Source organism: Micromonospora sp. BQ32, from assembly GCF_059358895.1.
This window is the reverse complement of record NZ_JCADBI010000001.1, coordinates 294,955-317,375: the sequence shown is the minus strand read 5'-3', so window position 1 is coordinate 317,375 and position 22,421 is coordinate 294,955. Positions and strand designations below refer to the sequence as shown.

Here is a 22,421-nt window from a genome sequence, read left to right as displayed (position 1 = left end):
CTTTCGGTGGTGGGGTTTCGTTGGGGAAGCGGTGCGGCGCCGGCGTCATCCCTTGACCGCGCCGAGCATCACGCCGCGGACGAAGTACCGCTGAACGAAGGGGTAGATCGCCAGGATCGGCAGGGTGGTGAGCACGATCGTCACGGCCTGGAGGGTGGCCGCGGCCTGGACCTTGTCGGCGTCGGCCGCGGCCGACTCGGCGCTGGTGGCGCCTGCGATGAGGTTGCGGAGGTAGACGGTGACCGGGAGCAGATCCTGCCGATCGATGTAGAGGAACGCGGTGAACCACGAGTTCCAGAAGGAGACCGCGTAGAAGAGCACCATCGTCGCGATGATCGCCTTCGACAGTGGCAGCACGATCCGCAGCAGGATGCCGTACGTGTTCAGCCCGTCGACCGCCGCGGCCTCCTCCAGCTCGCTCGGCAGGCTCTCGAAGAACGCCTTCATGACCAGCAGGTTGAACACGCTGATCGCGTTGGGGATCACCACAGCCCAGATGGTGTTCTTCATCCCCAGGCTGGTGACCAGCACGTAGTTGGGGATCAGGCCACCGGAGAAGAACATGGTGAACAGCGCGACACCGACGAGGAAGGGGCGCCCCTTGAGCTGCGGCTTCGACAGCACGTACGCGTAGCAGGTGGTCAGCACGATCGAGATGAGCGTGGCGACCACCGTGTACACCACCGTGTTGCGGTAGTTCGTCCAGAACATCGCGTCGGACATCAGCAGCTTGTACGCGGTCAGGTCGAACCCACGCGGGACGATGCTCACCTTGCCGGCGATGATGTACGCCTCTTCGCTGAGCGAGCGGGCCAGGATGTTGAGGAACGGGTACAACGTCACGACCACGACGCCGATCAGGACGACCGTGTTGACCACTCGGAAGATCCGGTAACCCCGGCTGTCCACCGGCCCGCGGGTCTTCGGGGCGTCGATCTTCGTACCGAGGGTCACCACAGGCTCGTCCCCACCGTGCGACGGGAGATGATGTTCGCCGACAGGACGAGGATCAGCCCGATCACCGCCTCGAAGAGGCCGATGGCGGCGGCGTAGCTGAAATTGCTCGACTGGAAGCCCATCCGGAACAGATAGGTGGAGACCACGTCGGCGGTCGGATACGTCAACGGGTTGTAGAGGAGCAGGATCTTCTCGAACCCGACCGCCAGGAAGCTGCCGATGTTGAGGATCAGCAGGGTCACCATCGTCGGGCGGATGCCGGGCAGCGTGACGTGCCAGGTCTGCCGCAGCCGGCTGGCGCCGTCGATCCGGGCGGCCTCGTACAGGTCCTCGTCGATGGTGGTGAGGGCGGCGAGGTAGAGGATGGTGCCCCACCCGACGGTCTGCCAGACCTCGGACGAGACGTAGATGGTGCGGAACCACTCCGGTTTCTGCAGGAACGCCACCGGGTCGCCACCGAACAGGTTGACGAGTTGGTTGGCCGTGCCCTCGATCGAGGTCAATTGCATGACCATCGCCGCCACGATCACGATCGACAGGAAGTGCGGCAGGTAGGACACGGACTGGACGAACCGCTTGAAGCGACGGGCCCGGACCTCGTTGAGCATCAGCGCCAGCACGATCGGCAGCGGGAAACAGAACAGCAGGGTCAGCGTCCCGAGCACCAGGGTGTTGGTGAACACCTCCCAGAACGTCGGGTCGGTGAGGAACATCCGGAAGTAGCGCAGCCCGACCCAGTACTCGCCGAAGATGCTGCCGCCCGGCTTGAACCGGCGGAAGGCGATGATGTTGCCGATCATCGGCAGGTACCGGAAGACCAGGAAGAACAGCAGCGGCAGGATGGCGAGGGAGTAGAGCTGCCAGTCCCGACGAAGTGCCTGCCGCCAACTGCGACGGGGTCGTGGCGAGCGCGGGGCAGGGCTCTGCGCCTCCTGCGGAGAACGCGGCGGCGCCGGCGGCGGTGGCCGCAGGGTGGATGTCATCCTTGACCTCCTATGCCGACTGTGGACAGCCACGAGGGGCTCGACCCGCACCGAGGTGAGCAATCCCCACGCCCCCGTTGAACCGGCGGCGCGGCGGACGTTTCCCACGATCCGAAACTTTCCGGAAACCTGCGTAACCTTTTCGGCAACCTAAGTGCCCCATCGATGCCTGTCAAGAGCCCCAATCGGACCACCAGGGAGTGTCTCCTGCACAGGGTGACTCCACCATCGGCGTTCCGTCGCCGACGAACCGTGCAGTGGCCCGGGAATGGGCGGCCCGACTGCGGCACCGACTGGCGTGAATGTCTCGTCATGTTAAGGTCGGCCGAAACTTTCGGATGTTGTATGAGGCTGCGATGACAGAGCACCGCCCGCTCGCCCCACCCGCCTCCACCACCATCGCGACCATCGCCAACGATGTCGGCGTCTCGGTCGCGACCGTGTCCAAGGTCCTCAACGGACGTGGCGATGTCGCCCCCGGCACCAGAGCCCGCGTGGAGGCGAGCCTCGACCGCCACCAGTACCAGCGCCGTGCCCGCCGACACGCGGCCAGCGGCGGCCGGGTGGACCTCGTGTTCCACCAGTTCGACACGGGCTGGGCGATGGAGATCCTGCGGGGCGTCGAGGCGGTGACCTCCGCGGCCGGCATCGGGTTGTCGGTCGCCCAACTCGACGGCGCGCACCGCCCGCCGGCACGATGGCTGGAGGCGTTACTCGCCGACCGACCCCTGGGCGTGGTGTTCGTCCTCTCGCACCTGGCCGAGGCCCAACAGCAGCACCTGCGGCGGCAGGGCATACCGTTCGTCGTCGTCGACACCGACAGCGCGACCTCGGCCTCCGTGCCCACCGTCGGGTCGAACAACTGGAACGGCGGTCTGCTCGCCGCTCGGCACCTGTTGGAGCTGGGGCACCGGCGGATCGCCATCATCTCCGGGCCACCCGACGTGCTGTGCAGCCGCGCCCGCGCCGCCGGCTTCCAGTCGGCCCACGACGAAGCCGGGATAGCGGTCGACCGCGAGTTGATCCGCTACGGCAGTTTCTCTGCCGGAGCCGGGCACGCCCACGGGCTGCAACTGCTCCAGCGGCCGGACCGACCCACGGCGATCTTCGCCGGGTCGGACATCCAGGCCATGGGGGTGCTCCGGGCCGCCCGTCAGTGCGGCCTGCGAGTGCCCGAGGACCTTTCGGTGATCGGGTACGACAACCTGCCGGTCTCCGCCTGGACCGACCCGGCCCTCACCACCATCAACCAGCCGCTGCGCGACATGGCCGGTATCGCCACCCAGATGTTGCTCGACCTGACCAGGGGCAACGAGCCGGCGACCAGCCGAATCGACCTGGTGACCGAGCTGGTCGTCCGGGAGAGCACCGCGCCCCCCGCCAACCCGCACTGACCCCCGGCCCCTGCGAGGACCCATGCCCCACTCCGCCCTCACCTTCGACGAACTCCAGCGGTACGCGCCCGAGGTCGCCGAGCCCGACGACTTCGACGCGTTCTGGCGGGGCACCCTCGCCGAGGCGGCCGCCGTGCCGGTGCTCGTCGACGTCCGTCCCGAGCCCACCGACCTGCGGCTACTCGACTGCTGGGACGTCACGTTCGCCGGCTTCGGCGGTGACCCGGTTCGCGCCTGGTACACCCGCCCGGCTGGTGTTCGAGAGCCGCTGCCGGTCGTAGTCGAGTACGCCGGTTACGGACGCGGTCGCGGCCTGCCCCACGAACGGCTGACCTGGCCGGTGGCCGGGTACGCGCACCTGCTGATGGACAACCGGGGCCAGGCGGGGCAGCACGGCGCCGGGGACACCCCCGACCCGCACGGCGCGCCCGGCGGGCCCTGGCCGGTCACCTGGGGGATCCTCGATCCGCGTGACTACCACTACCGCCGCCTGATCACCGACGCGGTCCGGGCGGTCGAGGCGGTCCGCGCGCTGCCGGGGGTCGAGGGTGACCGGGTCAGCGTGGTCGGCAACAGCCAGGGCGGCGGCATCGCCCTGGCGGTGGCCGGTCTCGTCGACGATCTCAGCGCGGTGCTGACCACCGCCCCGTTCCTCTGCGACATGCGCCGGGCCGTCGCGCTCACCGACCTCGCGCCGTACGGCGAGATCGCCCGGTACCTCGGCGTGCACCGGGAGGCCGAGGAAGCGGTGTGGCGCACATTGTCCTACGTGGACGCGGTCAGCTTCGCGCGTCGGGCGACGGCACCGGCGCAGTTCGGAGTCGGCCGCCGCGACACCGTCTGCCCGCCGCGAACCGCCTTCGCCGCCTACAACCACTACGGCGCCGCGAATGGGCGGCCGGTCCCACCCGAGCGGGAGATGCACGTCTACCCGTTCAACGGCCACGAGGGCGGCGAGGCCGTCCACGTCCGGCGTCAGCTGCGCTGGCTGGGCTCGGTGCTCCACGTGACCCGGGGCCCGGCACCGCCCCCGGCATCCGTTCGTTGACAAGGCGCCACGTCGCGCGTCGACGCCGTGAACGTCCCGGTCACGGCGCCAGCAGGCGCTGGACCGGAGCACACGCGCGGCAGGGCCAGACGCGCACGGTGCCGTCATCGTGGGTCGAGACGAGCCGCTCGCCGTCCGGGCTGAAGTCGACGGTCTCGACGGAGGCGCCGAATCCCTCGAAGGTCACGGACTGCGCGGCCTCCGAAGCGCGCCACAGCCGGGCGGTGCCGTCCTTTCCCGAGCTGAGCACCCATTGCCCATCCGGGCTGAACGACACGTGCCAGACCGGACCCTCGTGTCCTCGCAATACCATCGGGGCGATGCCGCCGGTGATGGAGTGGATCTGCACTGTGCCGTCGAAGCCGGCACTGGCGACCCGTTGTCCGTCCGGGCTGAAGGCCACGGCCCAGACCAATCCCTCATGACCGGGAAGTAGCAGTGGTTCGGCCGTGCCGAGGGCGTCCCAGATCCGCAGGGTGCCCTCCGCGCCGGCTGTGGCGACCTTCCTGCCGTCCGGACTGAAGGCGACGTAGCGGATCTCTTCGGCGACTCGATGGACCACCGGGGCACTCTGGCCGGTGAGGTCCCAGATTCGCAGGCTCCTGTCGTTGCTGACGCTGACCAGGCGACGGCCATCAGGGCTGAAGTCGGCGATCCACGCCTGCTTCTCGTGCCCGCGAAGCACCACGGGATCGTGTCTGCCGGCGAGGTCCCAGACTCGTACGCTGCCGTCCCGGCCGCCGGTGGCCACACTCGTCCCGTCCGAGCTCACCGTGAGACCGTAGACGTCGCCGTCGTGGCGGCCGAGCACCCGAGGCTCAGCCGGTGTGGCCAGGTTCCAGACCTGCACCGTGCCGTCCTCGCCGCCGCTGACCACCTGCTGCCCGTCAGGGGTGAACGCGGCGGACCAGGTGGCTTTCTTGTGGCCCCGCAGAATCACCCGATCGCTGACCGGGTCCCAGATCCGTAGCGTGCCATCGTCGGCCGCGCTCACCAACCGGGATCCATCCGGACTGAACGCCAACGCCCAGACCCGGTTGGTGTGGCCGCGCAGCACCAGCGGGTCACCTGCGCCGCTGGCGTTCCAGATCCGTACGGTCAAATCGTCACTGGTGGTCGCGATCCACTGCTCGTCCGGGCTCAGCGCGAGCCCTTCCACCGTGCCCTCATGTCCACGCAGCACCACCGGGGTCGCCGGCCCGGTCAGCGGCCACACCCACGCCGTACCGTCGGCGCTGGAGCAGGCCAGGCGGGTGCCGTCCTGGCTGAACGCCAATGTCCTGGTGGCCTCGCGTGGCCCGGTGAGAATCGTTCTGGTGGATCGTGCGGCCAGATCCCAGAGCCGTACCGTGGCGTCGTGCCCGCTGCTGGCCAACTGGCGCCCGTCAGGGCTGAAGGCCACACCGACCGCGACCTTCTTGTGCCCACGCAGCACCACCGGCTGGTCGCCGCCGCGGGCATCCCAGACCCGAACGGTGGTGTCCTCGCCGGCACTGGCGACCAACCGTCCGTCGGGGCTGAAGGCCACGCCCCAGACCGGGCCCTCGTGCCCGCGCAGGACAACGGGTCCAGCGGTTCCGTCGACCTGCCAGATCCGGACGGTGCCGTCCGAGCCGGCGGTGACCAGTCGCTTCCCGTCCGGGCTGAACATCGGGCTCCAGACCTGTCCCTCACCTCCACCGGTGAGAGCCAGGCCCGGCCCAGAGACGCCCTGCCCGGTCCAGGTCCACACCCGCACCTCGCCATCCGTCCCGGTGGCCGCCACCCGCTCACCGTCCGGACTGAACGCCACGCCCAAGGCATTCTTGCTGCTCATCGGCACAATTGCCTGCAACCGGTCGTCGACGGTGGCCTGGCGGAGCACCATCTCCGCATCGACAGTCGGGCGGGTGGTCAGAGCGCGTCTGGCGAGGCGCTGCGCCTGCTGCGGGTCGATCTGCAGTTGGTTGTTGGCCTCGACCGTCAACTGTCGGGCAACAGCGAGGTCTCGTTCGGCGGTCGCCCGGTTCGCCTGGACCAGTGCCACCGCCGCGAGGACGCTCACCACGACAACGGTTGCCGCGAGCCCGGTCACCGCCACGCTGGTCCGCCGCCGTCGGGCTGCCCGGTGCCGGGCTTCTCGTGCCCGGCTGGTCTCCAGAAAGTCTCGTTCCAGGTCGCTGAGGTCCATCACCTGGTGCGCTCCCCAGAGCGCCAACTGGACCCCCCGATACAGGAATCCGTCCACGCGGTTGTGCCGGTCCCACTCGGCGGCGGCCTCCGTCAGCCTGCGGTGGGAGCGCAACAGCTCCCGATCTTCGGTCAACCAGCGACGCAGCCGGGGCCACTCCTGGATCAGCGCCTCGTGCGCCACCATGACGCCCTTCTCGTCCGCTGTGACCAGCCGCGCGGCCGTCAACCTGCCCAGCACCTCAGCCGCGGCCAATGGGTCCACCCCACCCACCAACTCGGCGAGGGGTGCCCTGCGTCGGGTGTCCTCGGTGCCGTCACCGAGGGCGGTCAGGCGCAGGAAGATGTCCCGTGCCAGCGCTCGCTGCCCCTCATCGAACTGCGCGTACACCCCTTCAGCGGTACGGGTGATGGCGCCGTTCACACCGCCTGATTCGCGGTAGTGGGCCAGTGTGATCCGCTTGCCCTGCCGCAGACGCGACGTCTCCAACAGTGCGTGGGACAGCAGCGGCAGCGCACTGGTCTGACCGCCGACGTCGGCCACGGCCATCTCCACCAACGCCGGATCCACCAGCAGTCCGGCGCGCTCGGCGGGACCGGTGATCGTCCGACGCAGATCCTCATCGTCCATCGGGCCGATCAACAGCTGGTGCTCGTGGAGAGCGGCCACCAGGGCCGGATAGGCGGCACACCGACCATAGAAGTCGGCACGTACTCCCAGCACCACGCGCGCCCTGGGAACCTCCGCCGCGGCGAGCAGCGCGGCGATGAACCGCGATCGCTCCTCCTCGTCCCGGCAGAGGGTGAAGAGTTCCTCGAACTGGTCCACCACGATGAGGATGTTCGCGAACGATGGACGGGAATCAAGAATCTGCTCGATCGTCCCGCCGATGCTGGCCGGGTCATCGGCCAGCTGGCGTTGGACCGTGTCACGAGCCAGATCCTGCTCATTCACGAGCTGGTACGCGAGCTCTTCGATTGGATGTTCGCCGGGCGTCATGAGCAGCGTGGCCCAGGCCGGCTGACCGTTGACGGGATTTTCGGCCACGGCCGCTATCAGACCCGCCCGCAGCAGGGATGACTTGCCCGCACCGGACGGGGCGAAAACCGCGACGAAGCGGAGGCGGGTGAGCATTTCACCGAGCTGAGCCACCATGCGCTCGCGTCCGAAGAACCATTCTGAGTCCGCCGGCTGGAATGCCGCCATCCCCCAGTACGGCCCGCGGCTGGCCTCCGTCGTCTCGGCGGACGTCATGCTCGCGATCAGGCTGTGCCACCGGTCAGTCCATTCGGCCAGATCGCCGTCACAGGCGGCCACGTACGCCAGTGTGACCTGAAGGCTGGGCACGGTCTCGCCGCTGGCCGCCTTCGACAGGGTGGTCACCGAGAAGTGCGCGCGTCTGGCCAGCTGGCGGTACGTCGGCCCGCCCGCCTTGACCCGCAGCTGGCGTAGGTCGAGCGCGAAACGCTCCAGCTCACCCGCCTCCGGGTCGAGCGGCCGCTCAGGTCTCCCCACGTTGTCCCCCGTCACAGAGTTGTTTGTCAGTCTCACGACATGATTGGCAAACAATCCATTCGGGACTATATCTAGTTACGTGAACGCCGATCGACGAGTGTCGGGAAGCAGCCACCGCACGACCAGGCGTGCGGCCACGTCGACGACCCAACGCGATCGACGACACGGAGGAGGACTGGAAGGGGGTGTGTGATGCGGGCCAGAAACGGCATCGGCGTTGTTACCCAAGGCACTGATGACCGTCATGGGATCGGGGGGTGTCACGCATTCCCGGATAGACGAGGGGATTCTATTCGATTACGAGTTCGCTACCGCGGCAACGCCCATCAGAAGCGTTAGCATCGACTGCTGAGACGGTGCGGCAATGGGGCGGCGACGGGATCCCGTCGCCGCCCCATCAGCGCGCGGAGGTGCTCAGGAGGCGGTGCAGGATTGCACCACCGGGCGACTCCAGTTGCCGTTGGCCATGGTGGTGAAGCCGAAGACGTTGCCGCTGCCGTTCGACCGCATGGTCATGACGTTTCCGCTGGTGTCCCAGCTCGGGCTGCCGTTCCAGGTGTTGGACACCTTCTGGGGCGGGGTGACGGCGACCACGACGGTCCAGTTGCTCGCTCCGCTGACGGTGACCTGACTGTTGAACCGGTCGCCCCACCGGGTGCTGTCCTGCAGGGTCGCGGTGCAGCTGCCGCCGGGCGGGTCGGTCGGCGGGTCGGTGGGCGGGTCGGTGGGCGTGGTGCCGTTGTTCAACGCCGCGAGGACCGCGTCGTACGCGGGCTTCTTCGAGCCGTTGTTGTTGAACAGCAGCGGGGTCTGCGAGGCCCGCCACGAGTCACTGTCCCGGATACCCCAGACCGTGACGCCGTTGCACCGGGCCACGGCCAGGCAGTCCTCCACCACGCTGCGGTACGTGTTCGCCGACGCGCCCTGGATGTCCAACTCGGTGATCTGAACATCCACACCCAACGCCGCGAAGCTCGACAGGGTGGTGCGGTAGTTACTCACATACGGCGACTCGTTGTTGAAGTGCGACTGGAACCCCACACAGTCGATCGGCACACCACGAGACTTGAAGTCCCGCACCATGTTGTACACGGCCTGCGTCTTCGCGTGCGTCCAGTTGTCGGTGTTGTAGTCGTTGTAACACAACTTCGCGTTCGGATCCGCGGCATCCGCGGCCCGAAACGCCGCCTCGATCCAGTCATTGCCCGTACGCTGCAGGTTCGAGTCACGACGCGCACCCGAACTACCATCCGCGAACGCCTCGTTCACCACATCCCACGCCACAACCTGACCCCGGAAATGCGTGGCCACCTGCGTCACGTGATTCAGCATCGCCTGCCGCAACGCACTACCACTCATACTCTGCATCCAGCCCGGCTGCTGCGAATGCCACGCCAAAGTATGACCCCGCACGCTCATACCCCGACTACGCGCGTGACTGACGATCTGATCAGCCGCACCGTAACTGAACCGACCCTGCTGCGGCTCCGTCGCGTCGATCTTCATCTCATTCTCAGGCGTCACCGAGTTGAACTCACGGTTCAAAATCGTCGTATACGCACTGTCAGACAACTTGTTCGCCGCCACCGCCGTACCAAAATAGCGACCCTTCTCCGCGGCGGACGCGCCCAGGGTCGTTCCGGCGCTCGCCGTGCCCGGGAGGAACGCGGCGCTGGTTGCGGCGAGCAGAGCCGCGGCGGCGAGGACGACCGCCGTACGCGCTCGGGGGCCCGTCCGTGGACGGGTGTCCCCGTGGCACCGTTCGATCATGTCTTTTCCTTCCGTGGAACCAGGCAGGGCACGTGACGCACCGCCCCTGCGGTGGTGGGGTGCCGGGTCAGGACCACGCGCGGGAGTGCGCCCGGGAAGAGGCACATACCCGGTCATCGACCTCGGTGGATATGGAGTATGTCAGCGCCACTGATCGACAAGCAAGAATTTCCGGAAGAATTTCGAGAAGTGGCTCGGCCCGCGCGCCGGGGCAGGATGAGCTGCCCAGGTGACGCTGTATCGGCAGCCGACAACGGTGCCCTGCCGCGGTGGCCGGGCAGGCCAATCGAGCGACAGGGCACCGCTAGTTCCGGAACTTTTCTCGCAACGCCTTCCGGGCGTCGCGGCACTCGGCCAGCCCCTGCGGAGCTGGGCGGTCGCTACTCCACGGCGCGGTAGAGCCGGCTCACGGTCTCGGCCACGCAGACGGGCTTGCCGCCGCTGTCGCTCTCCACGGTGACCGTCACGACCAACTGCACACCGCCGCTCACCGGCGACACGTCGGCGATGGTGGCGGTGGCCCGTACGGCGGCGCCGACCCGCAGCGGCGCGGGGAAGCGCACCCGGTTCAGCCCGTAGTTGACCCCCATCGCCACCCCCTCGACCCGGTAGAGCCCGCCGGCCAACGCCGGCAACAACGACAGGGTGAGGTACCCGTGCGCGATCGTCCCGCCGAACGGCCCCGCCGCGGCTCGGACCGGGTCGAGGTGGATCCACTGGTGGTCGTCGGTGGCGTCGGCGAAGAGGTCGACGCGGCTCTGCTCGATGCGCTGCCACGGGCCGGGCCCGAGGCTCTCACCGGTCGCGGTGGCCAACTCCTCGAACGAGGTGAACACTCTCATGCCAGGTCTCCCTACAGCTGCTAGAAGGCGTTGACGCCGGTGAGCGCGCGTCCGATGAGGAGTTGCTGGATCTGGCTGGTGCCCTCGTAGAGGGTCGCCACCCGGGCGTCCCGCAGGTACTTACCGACCGGGTACTCGTCGATGTAGCCGTACCCACCGAACACCTGGACCGCGTTGTTGGCCGCGCGGACGGCGGCCTCGCTGGCGAACAGCTTGGCCATCGACGCCTCGGTGGCGAACGGCTGGTCGCGGTCGATCAGGTCGGCGACCTGCCACACCAGCAGCCGGGCGGCAGCGGTGTCCACCGCGATGGCGGCGAGCAGTTGTTGAACGAGCTGGTGTCCGGCGATCGGCTTGCCGAACTGGGTCCGCTGCCCGGCGTAACCGACCGCCGCGTCGAGGCAGCCCTGGGCGATACCGACACACCCGGCGGCCACCGACATCCGACCCTTGGCGAGGGTGGCCAGAGCCAGCCGGAATCCGCCACCCTCGGCGCCGAGACGCGCCGTGTCGGGCACGCGTACCTCGTCGAAGCCCAGCTCTCCGGTGGCCTGACCGCGCAGGCCGAGCTTGCCGTGGATCTCCCGCCGGGTCAGCCCCGGGCTGTCGGTGGGCACCAGGAACGCGCTGATTCCCCGGTGCCCGGGGCCGCCGGTGCGGGCGAAGACCAGCGCGATGTCGGCGGTGGTGCCGTTGGTGATGAACGTCTTCGTGCCGGTGAGCAGCCAGTCGGTGCCGTTGCGAACCGCGCGGGTGCGCAGTGCGGCCGCGTCCGAGCCGCTGTCTGGCTCGGTCAGCGCGAAGCAGCCGAGTGCGCTGCCGGCGCAGAGCTTCGGCAGCCACTCGGCCCGCTGGTCCGCACTCCCGTGCGCGGCGATCGACTTCGCGACCAGGCCGAGGGAGACCGAGACGATGCCCCGCACCGCGGAGTCGCCCCGGCCGAGCTCTTCCAGGACCAGGCAGTACGCGAGGTGGTCGCCGCCGGAACCACCGTCGGCCTCGGCGATGGTCAGCCCCAGGAAGCCCAGGTCACCGAGCATGCCGACGATGGCGGGGTCGACCGATTCGCGGCGATCCCAGGCGGCCGCGTGCGGCAGCAGCTCGCGGTCGGCGAACTCGGCGGCCAGCTGGCGGACCGCCGCCTGCTCGGCGGAGAGGGTGAGGTCCATGAGGATTAAACTAGCGGTGATAGTTTAACTCGTCCAGACCGGACGGTCACCGGTCGGACGCCAGACCGACGTGCCGTTCGGCCGTGAACGCGCGGGCCAGCTCGGTACGCGACCGGATGCCCAGCCGGTGGAACACGTTGCGCAGGTGGTGGTCGACCGTACGGGTGGAGAGGAACATCCGGGCGGCGATCTCCCGGTTGGTGGCGCCCTCGGCGACCAACTCGGCGATCCGCAGTTGCTGGCCGGTCAGCAACCGCGCCGCGGGCAGGTCCGGCGGACCGATCGACTCGCCGGCCGCCCGCAGCTCCGTGGTGGCCTGCTCGGCCCAGCGCTCCACCCCGAGCAGGCTGAACATCTCGCGAGCCTGGTGCAGGTGCGTCCGCGCGTCGCGCGGGCGTCGACTGCGGCGCAACTCCTGGCCGAAGAGCAGTTCGGTGCGGGCCCGCTCGAACGTGCCGGCCTCCGTCGGGTGCAGGCGCAGCGCCGCCTGGAAATCCCGTTCCGCCTCGGCGCCGCCCCGAGGGGCAAGCAGCGCGTGGCACCGCGCGGACAGGGCCCGGCGCAGCGGGCTCGCGGTGCTGCTGGCCCACCTGTCGAACGCCGCGAGCGCGGCGGTCGCCGCCGGTCGGTGCGCCAGGTGCGCCGCCGCCTCCACCAGGTACGGGGTGGCCATCACCTGCACGAGAACCTGGCCTCGACCCGTGCCGAGCCGAGCCAGCGACGCCAACCGGTCCGCGGCCTCGGCGTGCCGGCCGTCGACCAGGTCGAGCACCGCCAGGGCCCACGCGGCGAGCGCGTGTGGGCGGCTGCCGGGCGTCGGTGACTCCCCGATCTCGCGGACCCGCCGCAGGCTGGTGTCCCGGTCGGCCCGGATCGCGGCGAGGACGGCGAGCATGCCCAGGTGGACATTGGCGCAGTTGACCTGACCGGTGGCCCGGGCGACGCGCAGTCCGTCGCGGGAGGTCTCCGCCGCCGCCTCGTGTCGGCCCAGCCAGTACTCGGCGACCGCCCGCAGCTCCAACGCCCGCGACAGCATGGACAGCTCGCCTCGTTCCCGGGCCAGCTCGACGGCGCGTTCGGCGAGCCGGTGGGCCGCGCCGTCAACGGCCACCAGCAGTCCGGCCGCCGCGGCACAGCTCAGCGCGGTGGGGGTCAACGCCCAACCGGTCAGCCGGCCGCCCAGCACCACGGCGCGGCGCAGCGCCGGCCCGGCTCGCTCATGGTCCCCCCGCAGGGTCGCCGCCACCCCGGCGATCAGACAGCCCATGACTTCCAGGGCCGGCGGGTCGTTCGGACGTCGCAACGTCAGCGCCCGGCGGCCGACCTCGGCGTACCGGTACTGGTCGCCGGCGAAGCAGACTGCCTCGCCGGCCCGTACCAGCCCGGTCAACGCCAGGGCCCGGTCGGCGCCGTCCACCGCCGCGGCGGAGGCCAGCAGCGTGACCGACGCACCCGACGCCGTGCCGCAGCGCAGCTCCAGCTCGCCGCGGACCAGGTCGGCGCGCGCACGGACGACCGGGTCGGCGCAGACCGCGCGGAGGCGGTCGAGCAGCAGCCGGGCCGAGTCGGGTTGTCCCCCCGCCCAGGCGTACCGGGCGGCGGTCAGCAGCCGGGCAGCGGTGAGCGTCGGATGGTCGCTCAGCTCGGCGGCCCACCGCAGCGCCACCGAGGCGGCGGCCCAGCCGTCGGACCCGCCGGCCGCCGCCTGTTCCAGCTCGGCGGCGAGGGATGGGTCGGCACCCGCCGTGGCGGCGGCGAGGTGCATCGCCCGGCGGAGCCGTTGCCCGTCCGCGACCAGCACCTCGGCGAGCAGTCGGTGCGCCGCGCGGCGCTCCGCGAGCGGCGCGCTGGCCGCGATCATCGTGCGCACCAGCGGCTGCGGGAAGGTGACACCGCGTTGCTCGACGCGGACCAGGCCGGCGACCTCCGCCGGGGCGAGCGCCTCGACCTCGGCGCCGGCGGCCGCCGCGGCCCGGATCAGAGTGCCCGGCTCGCCGTCCTCGTCGAGGGCGGCGAGCAGCAGCACCCGTCGGGTCTCCGGTGGCAGCCGATCCAGCCGGGCGCGGTACGCGCGACCCAGCGCTCCGTCCGCCGGTGGCGCGGCGGGCAGCGACTCCTCCCCCCGCCACTGCCCGGCGGTGAGCACGTCGGCGAGGTCCACCAGGGCCTGCGGGTTGCCGCCGCCGATCGTGGCCAACGCGGTCAGGGCCGACGCGGCGGGCCGGTCGGGCAGCCGGTCGACGCCCTCGCGTTCGGTCAGCCGGCCGAGCCGGTCGGTGAGGACGGCGCTGCTCTCGGGCCCGGTCAGCGCCCGTAGTCGGTGTGCCGGTATCCCGTCGAGGTTGGCGGTGACGTCCGCGGTGAGCAGGACGGCGAGCGGGAGGTGCCGCAGTCGGCGGGCCACGAACGCCAGCACCTGCGCGGTCTGTGGGTCACCTCGGTCGATGTCGTCCATGGTGACGAGCAACGGCCGGTCCCGGGCGGCGCCCGCGAGCAGCCCGAGCACCGCCATCGACAGGGTCAGTCGCCGGTCGGCCGGGCAACTCTTCCCGGCCAGCGCGCGCCGCAGCAACTGGCGCTGCTCGGTGGGCAGGGCGGCGGCCCGGTCGAGCACCGGGTCGACCAGACGTTGCAGGCCGGCGTACGGCAGGGCGGCCTCCTCGGCGAGCCCGCTGCCGGCGAGCACGGCGCAGCCCTCGGCGTGCCGATGGGCGTAGCCGACCAGCGTCGTCCGGCCCGATCCGGGCTCTCCGCGCAACAGCAGGGCACCGCCGGCGTTGGTCATGCCGTCGAGCAGGCTCCGGACAGCCCGGCACTCGTCGTCCCGGCCACGCAGCACGGTTAGTTGCACTCTTGATGCAGTAACCATGCCTGCCAGTGTTACCCATCGGAAACCGAATGGAAAGAGGGTGCGATATCGGGCCGGCCCGGAATCAGTCGGGCGCGACCTCGGCCAGCAGGGCGCCCACGGTCCGGGACATCACCGCGCGGGCCTGGTCCACGCCCAACTCGAGCCCGTAGCGCAGCATCGACCATGCCTGCCACGTGCTCGCCGCCACCAGTGCGTTGAGCAACTGCTCCCGGCCCGGCCCGGCCTCGGCCAGCTCGACGGCGAAGAGTTCCTCGACCTCGTCGCGGACCCGTTCGATGTGCTTGAGACGGTTGCGGTGCAGTTGCTCGGAGACCGGCTCACGCATCTGGGCGGCCCGCGCCGACGGCGCGATGAGCTGGAGCAGCCGGGCCCGCTGCCGGCAGTACGCGTCCACCCGCTTCGCCAACGGCAGCCCCGGTGAGATCGGCCGGTGGGCGGCGTCCTGCTGGCGGAGCACCTCCGCGCCGCTGGCCTCGAAGAGCGTCTCCATGTCCTTGAAGTTGGTCCAGAGGGTGCGCAGCGAGATGCCGGCCCGTTCGGCGATGCGTTCCCCGGTTGGGCGGAGGTCACCCTCGGAGATGAGCGCGAGGTGCGCCTCGACGATGGCCGCGCGGGTCCGCTCGGCGCGGGCGGTGCGCCCGTCGACCCGGCCCGCCACATCGACCCCGTCCATCCGCCCCCGCCCCCTCACCGCCATGGCGTCCCCCGACGCACCGCCGAGTCTAGACAGGCGTTGATCAGGGGTCCCGGACGCTCCGCCGACGCCGTCATCCGGTCCGGCCGGTCAGCGAGACGCCGCCGTCGCAGACGATGGTCTGCCCGGTGATCCAGCTGGCGTCGTCGGAGGCCAGGAAGGCGACCGCGCCCGCCACGTCCGACGGCAGACCGAGACGCCCGAGCGGGTACCGTGCGGCGACCTCGGCCTCCCGCCCCTGGTAGAGGGCGGCGGCGAAGCGGGTCTTCACCACGCCGGGGGCGACCGCGTTGACCCGGACCGTCGGCCCCAGCTCCACGGCGAGACCGGCGGTGAGGTGGTTGAGCGCGGCCTTGCTGACCCCGTAGCAGGCGATGCCGGGCGACGGGCCGAGCCCGGCGATCGACGAGACGTTGACGACGCAGCCGCCGTGCTCGGTCATGCCGGCGGCGCAGACCTCCTGCACCCAGCCGAGCGCGGCGACCACGTTCACGTCGAGGATCTTGCGGGCGGCGGCCAGGTCCAGCTCGACCAGCGGGCCGTGCACCGGGTTGATGCCGGTGTTGTTGACCAGCAGGTCCACCGGCCCGAACGCCGCGCTCACCTGGCGCACCGCGGCGGCCCGGTGCGCGGGGTCGTCGGCCCGGCCGGGCACCGCCAGGGCGTGTGCCGGGCCGCCCAGGGTGGTGACCGCCTCGGCCAGCCCTTCGGGGCGGCGGGCGGTCAGAGCCACCCGCGCGCCCTCGGCGACGAGGCGTTGGGCGATGGCCAGGCCGATACCCCGACTGGCACCGGTGACGATGGCGACCCGGCCCGCGAGTCGGCCCGAATATGCATTCACAGTGCAGATAGTAAGAGTGTCGATCGGTATCGGTCAACGCCTCCGGCGACCGGCCGGCAGGCCGCGCCAGCAGCACCCGGGCAGCCGTCCGACCGGGCGTGGTCACGCGGGACCACGCCCGGTCGGACGGCGGATGTTCGGTGTCTCAGGAGACGGTTGGCACCCCGTTCGCCGGAGGCGCGGCCGGGGTTGCGGTGTACTCGTTGACCGCCCCGTCCGCCTCGTCCGTCTCGTACGCCGGCCCGAAGTAGCTCTGCACTCCCCCGCTCACCCGGCTCAACCGCTGTCCGCCGTACCCGGAGTGGTCCGTGGCGGAGAAGCGCAGCGGCACCAGACCGGGCCCCTGGAAGCCGCCCTTCTGCACGGCGTCCAGCACCTTCTCCCGGGTGAGGTCCTTGCCGGCGGCGAGCAGCACCTGCACGAAGAGGTAGCCGACGGACATGCCGTAGACGGTGTTGCCGTCGAACGGCGCGTCCCCGTTGTGCTCCTTGTTGACCTTCGTGAAGAGCTGGATCCACGGGTTCGCGGTGTCGTTCTGCATCGGCAGGTAGTTGGTGCCGACCATGCCCTCCAGCAATGGCGCGGCCGCGCCGAGCTGCTTGGCCAGGGTCGGGTGGTCGGCGCCGACGTTGGAGACCAGCCACTGCGGCTTGAAGCCCAGCCGTGCCGCGGTGCCGACGGAGAGCGCGGTGAAGCCGGGCACGGTGGCCAGCACGACGACCTGGCAACCGGCCGCCTTGAACGCGCCGATCTGCGGCGCCACGTTGGTGTTGCTGGTGACGTAGGTCTGCTTGACCGCCACGGCCCCCGCGCCGAGCACCTTCTCCACGCCGGCCAGGCTGTCCCGGCCGAAGTCGTCGTCCTGACCGAGGAAGCAGACCTTCTGCCCGGCCAGGTTCGCCTTGGCGTAGTTGGCGAGGATCTTGCCCTCGACCGTGTAGTCCGGGTTGAACCCGAACGTGCCCGGATACTTGTCCGGCTGGTCCCAGCTGCGGCTGCCGGAGGCGACGAAGAGATCGGGCACCCGGTTGCTCTTGAGGAAGTCGAGCACCCCGGTGTGCGTCGGCGTGCCCAGACCATTGAGGACGGCGAAGACCTTGTCCTGGAGGACGAGCTGACGGACCACCTGCTGGGTGTTCGCCGGGTTGTAGCCGTCGTCCATAATCTTGTAGGTGATCTTCCGGCCGTGCACTCCGCCGTTGGCGTTGACGTAGTCGAAGTACGCCTTCGTCGCCGGGGCGATCTTCGAGTAGCCGGCCGAGGCCGGCCCGGTCAGGGGCATGTGGGTGCCGACCACGATCTCGGTGTCGGTGACGCCCGGCACCGACGCCCCACCGGAGCCGGGGCCGTCGTCGCCGCTACAAGCTGCGGCGGTGATGAGCAGAGCAATGGTGCTGGCGATCGCGAGGCCGCGTTGCGCTTTACGGTGCATGGGAACACCGACCTTTCTCGGTCCGGTTGTCGGGAAACGGTGTGGTGGTGGGGCGCCCGGCCGAGGCCGGACCGAGGACAGCTCAGGAACGCCGGGTCGGCCGCCTGGCCAGCAACGCCCGGCCGAGACGCGACAGCAGACCCTGCACGCCGCCAGGGGCGGCGATCATGACGACGATCAGGGTGAGTCCGAAGATCGCCAGGGGAAGGTTGCCCTCCAGCCGCTGCGCCACCGCGGGCGAGAGCGTGAGCATCTCGGTCACCGAGTGGGTCAGATCGGGCAGGGCGACCAGCAGGACGGCCCCCCACAGCGCGCCGGTCAGGCGACCCAGGCCACCGATCACCACGGCCATCAGCAGGAACAGCGACAGGGTCAGCGAGAACGCCCCGGGCGACACGCTCTGCGCGAGCACCGCCAGCAGCGCGCCGCCGAGCCCCGCGGTGGCGGCGCTGACCACGAACGCGAGGACCTGGGTACGGGCCACGTGGATGCCGGCGAGGCGGGCCGCCACCTCGTCGTCGCGGACCGCGCGGAAGGTGCGCCCGTACCGGCTGCGGATCAGGTTCGCCAACAGCAGCAACGCGAGCAGGGTGGCCGCGCCGGTGACCCAGAGCTGCCACCGCTCGTAGGGGAAGTACGCGCCGAGCGACAGCGGCGGCGGCTCCACCGGCACCGACAACCCCTGCTCGCCGTTGAAGACGCCGTCGAAGGTGACGGCCAGCGCCGGCACCACCACGGCCACGGCGAGGGTGACCCCGGCCAGGTAGGGGCCGCGCAGACGGGCCGCGGCCACACCGACCACCGCGCCGACCACGACCGTGCTGACGATCGCCGCGCCCAACGAGAGCGGCAACAGCCAGCCGCCGGTCATCCCCCGGTCGGCGAACGCGGTCTGGCACAGCGCCACCGTGTACGCCCCGGTGGCCATCAACGCGCCGTGCCCGAGCGACAGTTGACCGTTGAGACCGGTGAGGACGGTCAGCCCGGCGGTCGCGCAGAGGTAGGCCGCCACGGTGGCGAGTTGGAAGTTGCGGAACGGCTCGACGGAGTAGCTGACCGCCACCAGCAACAACCCGGCGGCCAGCACCACCGCGAGGTGGCGCAGCAAAGTGGAGCCGCGTCGTCGGTCGACCGGTCGGCGGCCCGGGTCGCCGAGCTGCTGTTTCGGCGGCAGGGCCGCCCTCGTGGCGCTCACACCCGCCTCGCCGCGACCGGGGCGAACAGCCCACCGGGCCGGACCAGCAGCACCGCCAGCAGCAGGACCAGCACCGCGAGCGGGGTGAGGTCACTGCCGGCGTAGCCGCTCACGTAGGAGAGCAGCAGCCCCACCACCAAGCCGCCGACCACCGCCCCCGGTGGACTGTCCAGCCCGCCGACCACCGCCGCGGTGAACGCCGAGACGAACACCAGGTCCATCGCGTGCGGGTGCAGGCCCAACTCGGTCGGCAGGACCAGCATGGCGGCCAGCGCGCCCACCCCGGAGGCGAGCGCCCAGCCGAGGGTCAACATGCCACCGACGTTGACCCCGAGCAGCCGGGAGACCTCCGGAGCGAAGGCCGCCGCCCGCATCCGCAACCCCACCGGGGTACGCGCGAACATCCAGGCCAGGCCGCTGACCACCACCCCGATCGTGGCGAAGACGAACAGGTCGTACGGGGACAGCACGGCGACCCCGCCCACGGTCAGGGCGGACCGGCTGAACGGGGCCTCGGCGGGCCGGAACTCGCTGCCGTACACCATGCCGAGCACGGCCTGGATCAGCAGCACCAGCCCCAGCGCGACGATCACCGGGTTGAGCGGTGAGGCGTGATCGACGTGCCGCATCACCACCCGGTCCACCAGCGCACCGAGCAGCAGTCCGCCGACGATCGCGACCACGAAGCCCAGCCAGTAGGAACCGGTCGCGGCGCTGACGGTGTAGGCGACGTACGCGGCGGCGACGGCCATCGCCCCCTGGGCGAAGTTGACGACCCGCGCCGCCCGCCAGATGAGCACCAGGGCCAGCGCGAACGCGGCGTACACCGCGCCCCGGGACAAGCCGTCGACGGTGAGGAAGACGAAGCGGTCCAACAGTCCTCCCTCCGGGGGACGAGGTGGTGGTCAGAAACCGAGGTACGCGTGGCGCAGGTCGACGTCGTCGCGCAGCTGCACCGCCGGGGCGGCGATCACCACCCGACCGAGGGACATCACGACGCCCTGGTCGGCGACGGCGAGCGCGCTGCGCACGTTTTGCTCTACCAGCAGGACGGTCAGACCGGTGCGGTCGCGCAGTTGACGCAGCAGGGCCATGGTCCGGGCGACGACCCGGGGCGCCAGCCCGAGCGACGGCTCGTCCAGCAGCAGCAGACGGGGGCGGCCGACCAGGGCCCGACCGAGCGCGAGCATCTGTCGCTCACCGCCGGAGAGCTGGTGACCGAGATGCTTGCGGCGTCGGGCCAGCGGCTCGAAGAGCTGGTAGACCTCGTCGAGGGCCCGCCCGGCGTCGGCCCGGTCGCGCCGCCACAACCCGCCCAGCCGCAGGTTCTCGTCGACCGTCAGCTCGCTGATCACACCCCGGCCCTCCGGAACGTGCGCCATGCCGCGTCGGACGAGCTGCTCCACGGGCGTACCGCGAAGGTCCTCCCCGGCCAGGAGGACCTGGCCGGCGGCCGGGCGGATCATGCCGGAGAGCGCGCGCAGGAGTGTGGTCTTGCCGGCGCCGTTGGCGCCGACGACCGCGGCGATGGTGCCGGCCGGGACGGTGAGGTCGATGGCCCGCAACACGGGTGCGGCGCCGTAACCGGCGACCAGCCCTCGCACGACGAGCAGGTCGGTGCCGCTCATGGAGACACCTCTTCCTCGACGGTGGCACCGAGGTACGCGTCGGTGACCGCGGGGTCGTCGCGGATCTCGTCCGGGGTGCCGGCGGCGATGACCCGGCCGAAGTCGAGCACCACGAGCTCGTCGCAGACCGCCATCACCAGGTCCATGTGGTGCTCGACCAGGAGCACGGCACAGGGGTCGGTGTCCCGCTGGGGCAGTTGCCGGATCAGCTCCGCCAGCTCGGCGATGTCGTCGGCGCCGAGGCCACCGGCCGGCTCGTCGAGCAGGAGCAGCCGGGGCCGGGCGGCGAGGGCGCGGGCCAGGGCGACCCGCTGGCGTACGGCGAAGGGCAGGGTAGTCGGCGCGGCCTCGGCGTGCTCGGCGATGCCCAGCTCGTCGAGGATGGCCAGGGCGTCCCCGCGGAGCCGGCGCTCGTCGCGGTCGCTGGCCGGCAGCCCGAGCAGCGCCGGAACGAAGCCGGCACGGGCGGTGTGCGAAGCGCCGGTCATCACGTTCTCCACCACGGTCAAGCCGGCGAAGAGCCCGGTGCCCTGAAGGGTCCGGGCGATGCCGAGCCGGGTCAGCCGGTGCGGTCGTGGCCGCAGCGGCCGGCCGTCGAGGGTGAGTGAACCCGTCTCCGGTGCGACGAAGCCGCAGATCACGTTGAAGAGCGTGGTCTTGCCGGCGCCGTTGGGCCCGATGACGCCCACCACCCGGTTGGGTGGCACCCGCAGGGAGACGTCGTCGAGGGCGGTGAGGCCGCCGAAACGGACGCCGATGTGGTGCAGTTCGAGGCCGCGCTCCATCACCCATCCCTCTGTCGTGGCGGGTGTTTATTTACACTCGCAGTGTACGTTTCTCGGGTATGGCGTCAAGACCTTCAATGCTCCTGCGCGCACGTGGAAGGGGCGGCCGCCAGCGGCGACCGCCCCGACACCACCGTCAGGCGCTGGGGCAGGTGTTGCGGTACTCCTCGATCTGCGACCCGCTCGGGCCGGGGCAGAGGAACTGCTCGTAGCGGGTGTCGTCGTCGACGAACCGCTTCAGCCAGGCCACCATCTGCCGCGCGGTCGGCGTGTTCGTGGTCTGCGGGAAGAAGTGGCTCGCCCCGTTCAGCTCCAGGTACGCCTTCTCGGCGGAGGCCGGGATGCTGTTGTAGAAGGGCACCGAGTGCGACCCGACCGGCGCGACGCTGTCGCTCTCACCACCGATGATCAGGGTCGGCACCCGCAGCTCGGACCAGCTCTTGTCCGTGTTCCACGGTGCCAGCGGCACCGCGGCCTGCAACGAGGGCCGCGACGAGGCCGCCTCCAGGCTGCCCCCGCCACCCATGGAGTGGCCGGCCACCGCGAGTCGGCTGCTGTCGATCCGGCTGCGCACCGAGCTGCGCTGGGTCAGGTAGTCCAGCGCGGCGAGCAACTGCCGGCCCCGGCTGTCCGGCTGGTCCAGCCGACTGTTGGTCTCGATGCCGATCACCACGAAGCCGTGCGAGGCGATGCGCGGTCCGAGCCAGCTGATGCTGGACCAGGCGGCGGTGTAGCCGGGCGAGATGGCGATGGCGCCGAAGGTGCCCTCGCTGGTGCTGGTCGGGTAGTAGATGACGCCGCCGCCGAAGCCGGTGACGCTCAGCGAGGACACGCTCTGCGAGGACGTCGCGAACGGGCCGCGGCTGGCCTCCAGGATCGCGGTGGTCGGGGCGGGGCCCCGCTCGTACGGGCCGGCGGCCTGGGCGGCGCCGGACGATCCGGCCAGGACGCCGCCGGCGGCCAGGACGGCGGCCAGCGCGAGCCGGGTGGCACGGGCTGCCACGGAACGGGGACGGGTGGTGGTTGGTGAGGACACGTCGGGCACTCCCTAAAGTCGAGGGATATCGACGTGTGTCAGTTTTGGCTGCTCCGCCGATCCCGGCATCGGCGAAATCACCAGTCCCGG

17 protein-coding genes are annotated in these 22,421 nt (G+C 70.8%); 2 read left to right on the top strand and 15 right to left on the bottom strand.

Annotation, left to right across the window (positions count from 1 at the left end; all coding sequences use genetic code 11):
* Positions 1–45: 45 nt before the first annotated feature.
* On the bottom strand, positions 46–954 hold the full coding sequence (locus AC5L30_RS01290; RefSeq protein ID WP_494864633.1) for a carbohydrate ABC transporter permease: 909 nt from the start codon (positions 952–954) through the stop codon (positions 46–48).
* Positions 951–1,940, bottom strand: a complete 990-nt coding sequence (locus tag AC5L30_RS01285) for an ABC transporter permease (protein WP_494864632.1) — start codon at positions 1,938–1,940, stop codon at positions 951–953. Before AC5L30_RS01285 ends, AC5L30_RS01290 begins: the two co-directional genes overlap by 4 nt.
* 356 nt (positions 1,941–2,296) lie before the next feature.
* On the opposite strand from AC5L30_RS01285, the gene AC5L30_RS01280 reads away from it, so the two are divergent.
* Together AC5L30_RS01280 and AC5L30_RS01275 are read left to right on the top strand one after the other, a co-directional pair.
* A complete protein-coding gene (locus tag AC5L30_RS01280) occupies positions 2,297–3,334 on the top strand; it encodes a LacI family DNA-binding transcriptional regulator (protein WP_494864631.1) in 1,038 nt (345 codons plus the stop codon).
* Between the two features lie 22 nt (positions 3,335–3,356).
* Entirely contained in the window at positions 3,357–4,382 is a 1,026-nt protein-coding gene (locus tag AC5L30_RS01275; RefSeq protein WP_494864630.1) for an acetylxylan esterase, read from the top strand.
* A 40-nt stretch (positions 4,383–4,422) separates the two neighbouring features.
* Here the strand turns inward: AC5L30_RS01275 and AC5L30_RS01270 are convergent, their stop codons facing one another.
* The 13 genes from AC5L30_RS01270 to AC5L30_RS01210 form a co-directional block, all read right to left on the bottom strand.
* A complete protein-coding gene (locus AC5L30_RS01270; RefSeq protein WP_494864629.1) occupies positions 4,423–8,067 on the bottom strand; it encodes an nSTAND1 domain-containing NTPase in 3,645 nt (1,214 codons plus the stop codon).
* Positions 8,068–8,481: 414 nt separating this feature from the next.
* Positions 8,482–9,837, bottom strand: a complete 1,356-nt coding sequence (locus AC5L30_RS01265) for a glycoside hydrolase family 10 protein (protein ID WP_494864628.1) — start codon at positions 9,835–9,837, stop codon at positions 8,482–8,484.
* A 380-nt stretch (positions 9,838–10,217) separates the two neighbouring features.
* Positions 10,218–10,679 carry a MaoC family dehydratase gene (locus tag AC5L30_RS01260; RefSeq protein ID WP_494864627.1) on the bottom strand — a complete coding sequence of 154 codons (462 nt, stop codon included), beginning with the start codon at positions 10,677–10,679 and terminating at the stop codon, positions 10,218–10,220.
* 20 nt (positions 10,680–10,699) lie between these two features.
* Positions 10,700–11,848 (bottom strand): acyl-CoA dehydrogenase family protein, encoded by a 1,149-nt coding sequence (locus AC5L30_RS01255; RefSeq protein WP_494864626.1) that lies wholly within the window; start codon positions 11,846–11,848, stop codon positions 10,700–10,702.
* A 46-nt stretch (positions 11,849–11,894) separates the two neighbouring features.
* Positions 11,895–14,717 (bottom strand): AAA family ATPase, encoded by a 2,823-nt coding sequence (locus AC5L30_RS01250; RefSeq protein ID WP_494864625.1) that lies wholly within the window; start codon positions 14,715–14,717, stop codon positions 11,895–11,897.
* Positions 14,718–14,781: 64 nt separating this feature from the next.
* Entirely contained in the window at positions 14,782–15,393 is a 612-nt protein-coding gene (locus AC5L30_RS01245) for a TetR/AcrR family transcriptional regulator (RefSeq protein WP_494864624.1), read from the bottom strand.
* Positions 15,394–15,487: 94 nt separating this feature from the next.
* Positions 15,488–16,255, bottom strand: a complete 768-nt coding sequence (locus tag AC5L30_RS01240) for an SDR family oxidoreductase (protein WP_494864622.1) — start codon at positions 16,253–16,255, stop codon at positions 15,488–15,490.
* A 145-nt stretch (positions 16,256–16,400) separates the two neighbouring features.
* Positions 16,401–17,687, bottom strand: a complete 1,287-nt coding sequence (locus AC5L30_RS01235; RefSeq protein WP_494864620.1) for an ABC transporter substrate-binding protein — start codon at positions 17,685–17,687, stop codon at positions 16,401–16,403.
* 82 nt (positions 17,688–17,769) lie between these two features.
* Positions 17,770–18,882, bottom strand: coding sequence for a branched-chain amino acid ABC transporter permease (locus AC5L30_RS01230; protein WP_494864618.1), 1,113 nt, complete (start codon positions 18,880–18,882; stop codon positions 17,770–17,772).
* Positions 18,879–19,757, bottom strand: coding sequence for a branched-chain amino acid ABC transporter permease (locus tag AC5L30_RS01225; protein ID WP_494864616.1), 879 nt, complete (start codon positions 19,755–19,757; stop codon positions 18,879–18,881). The genes AC5L30_RS01230 and AC5L30_RS01225 overlap by 4 nt, the downstream gene beginning before the upstream one ends.
* 30 nt (positions 19,758–19,787) lie before the next feature.
* Entirely contained in the window at positions 19,788–20,510 is a 723-nt protein-coding gene (locus AC5L30_RS01220) for an ABC transporter ATP-binding protein (RefSeq protein ID WP_494864614.1), read from the bottom strand.
* Entirely contained in the window at positions 20,507–21,295 is a 789-nt protein-coding gene (locus AC5L30_RS01215) for an ABC transporter ATP-binding protein (protein ID WP_494864612.1), read from the bottom strand. The genes AC5L30_RS01220 and AC5L30_RS01215 overlap by 4 nt, the downstream gene beginning before the upstream one ends.
* 136 nt (positions 21,296–21,431) lie before the next feature.
* Positions 21,432–22,331, bottom strand: coding sequence for an alpha/beta hydrolase family protein (locus AC5L30_RS01210; protein WP_494864611.1), 900 nt, complete (start codon positions 22,329–22,331; stop codon positions 21,432–21,434).
* Positions 22,332–22,421: the final 90 nt, after the last annotated feature.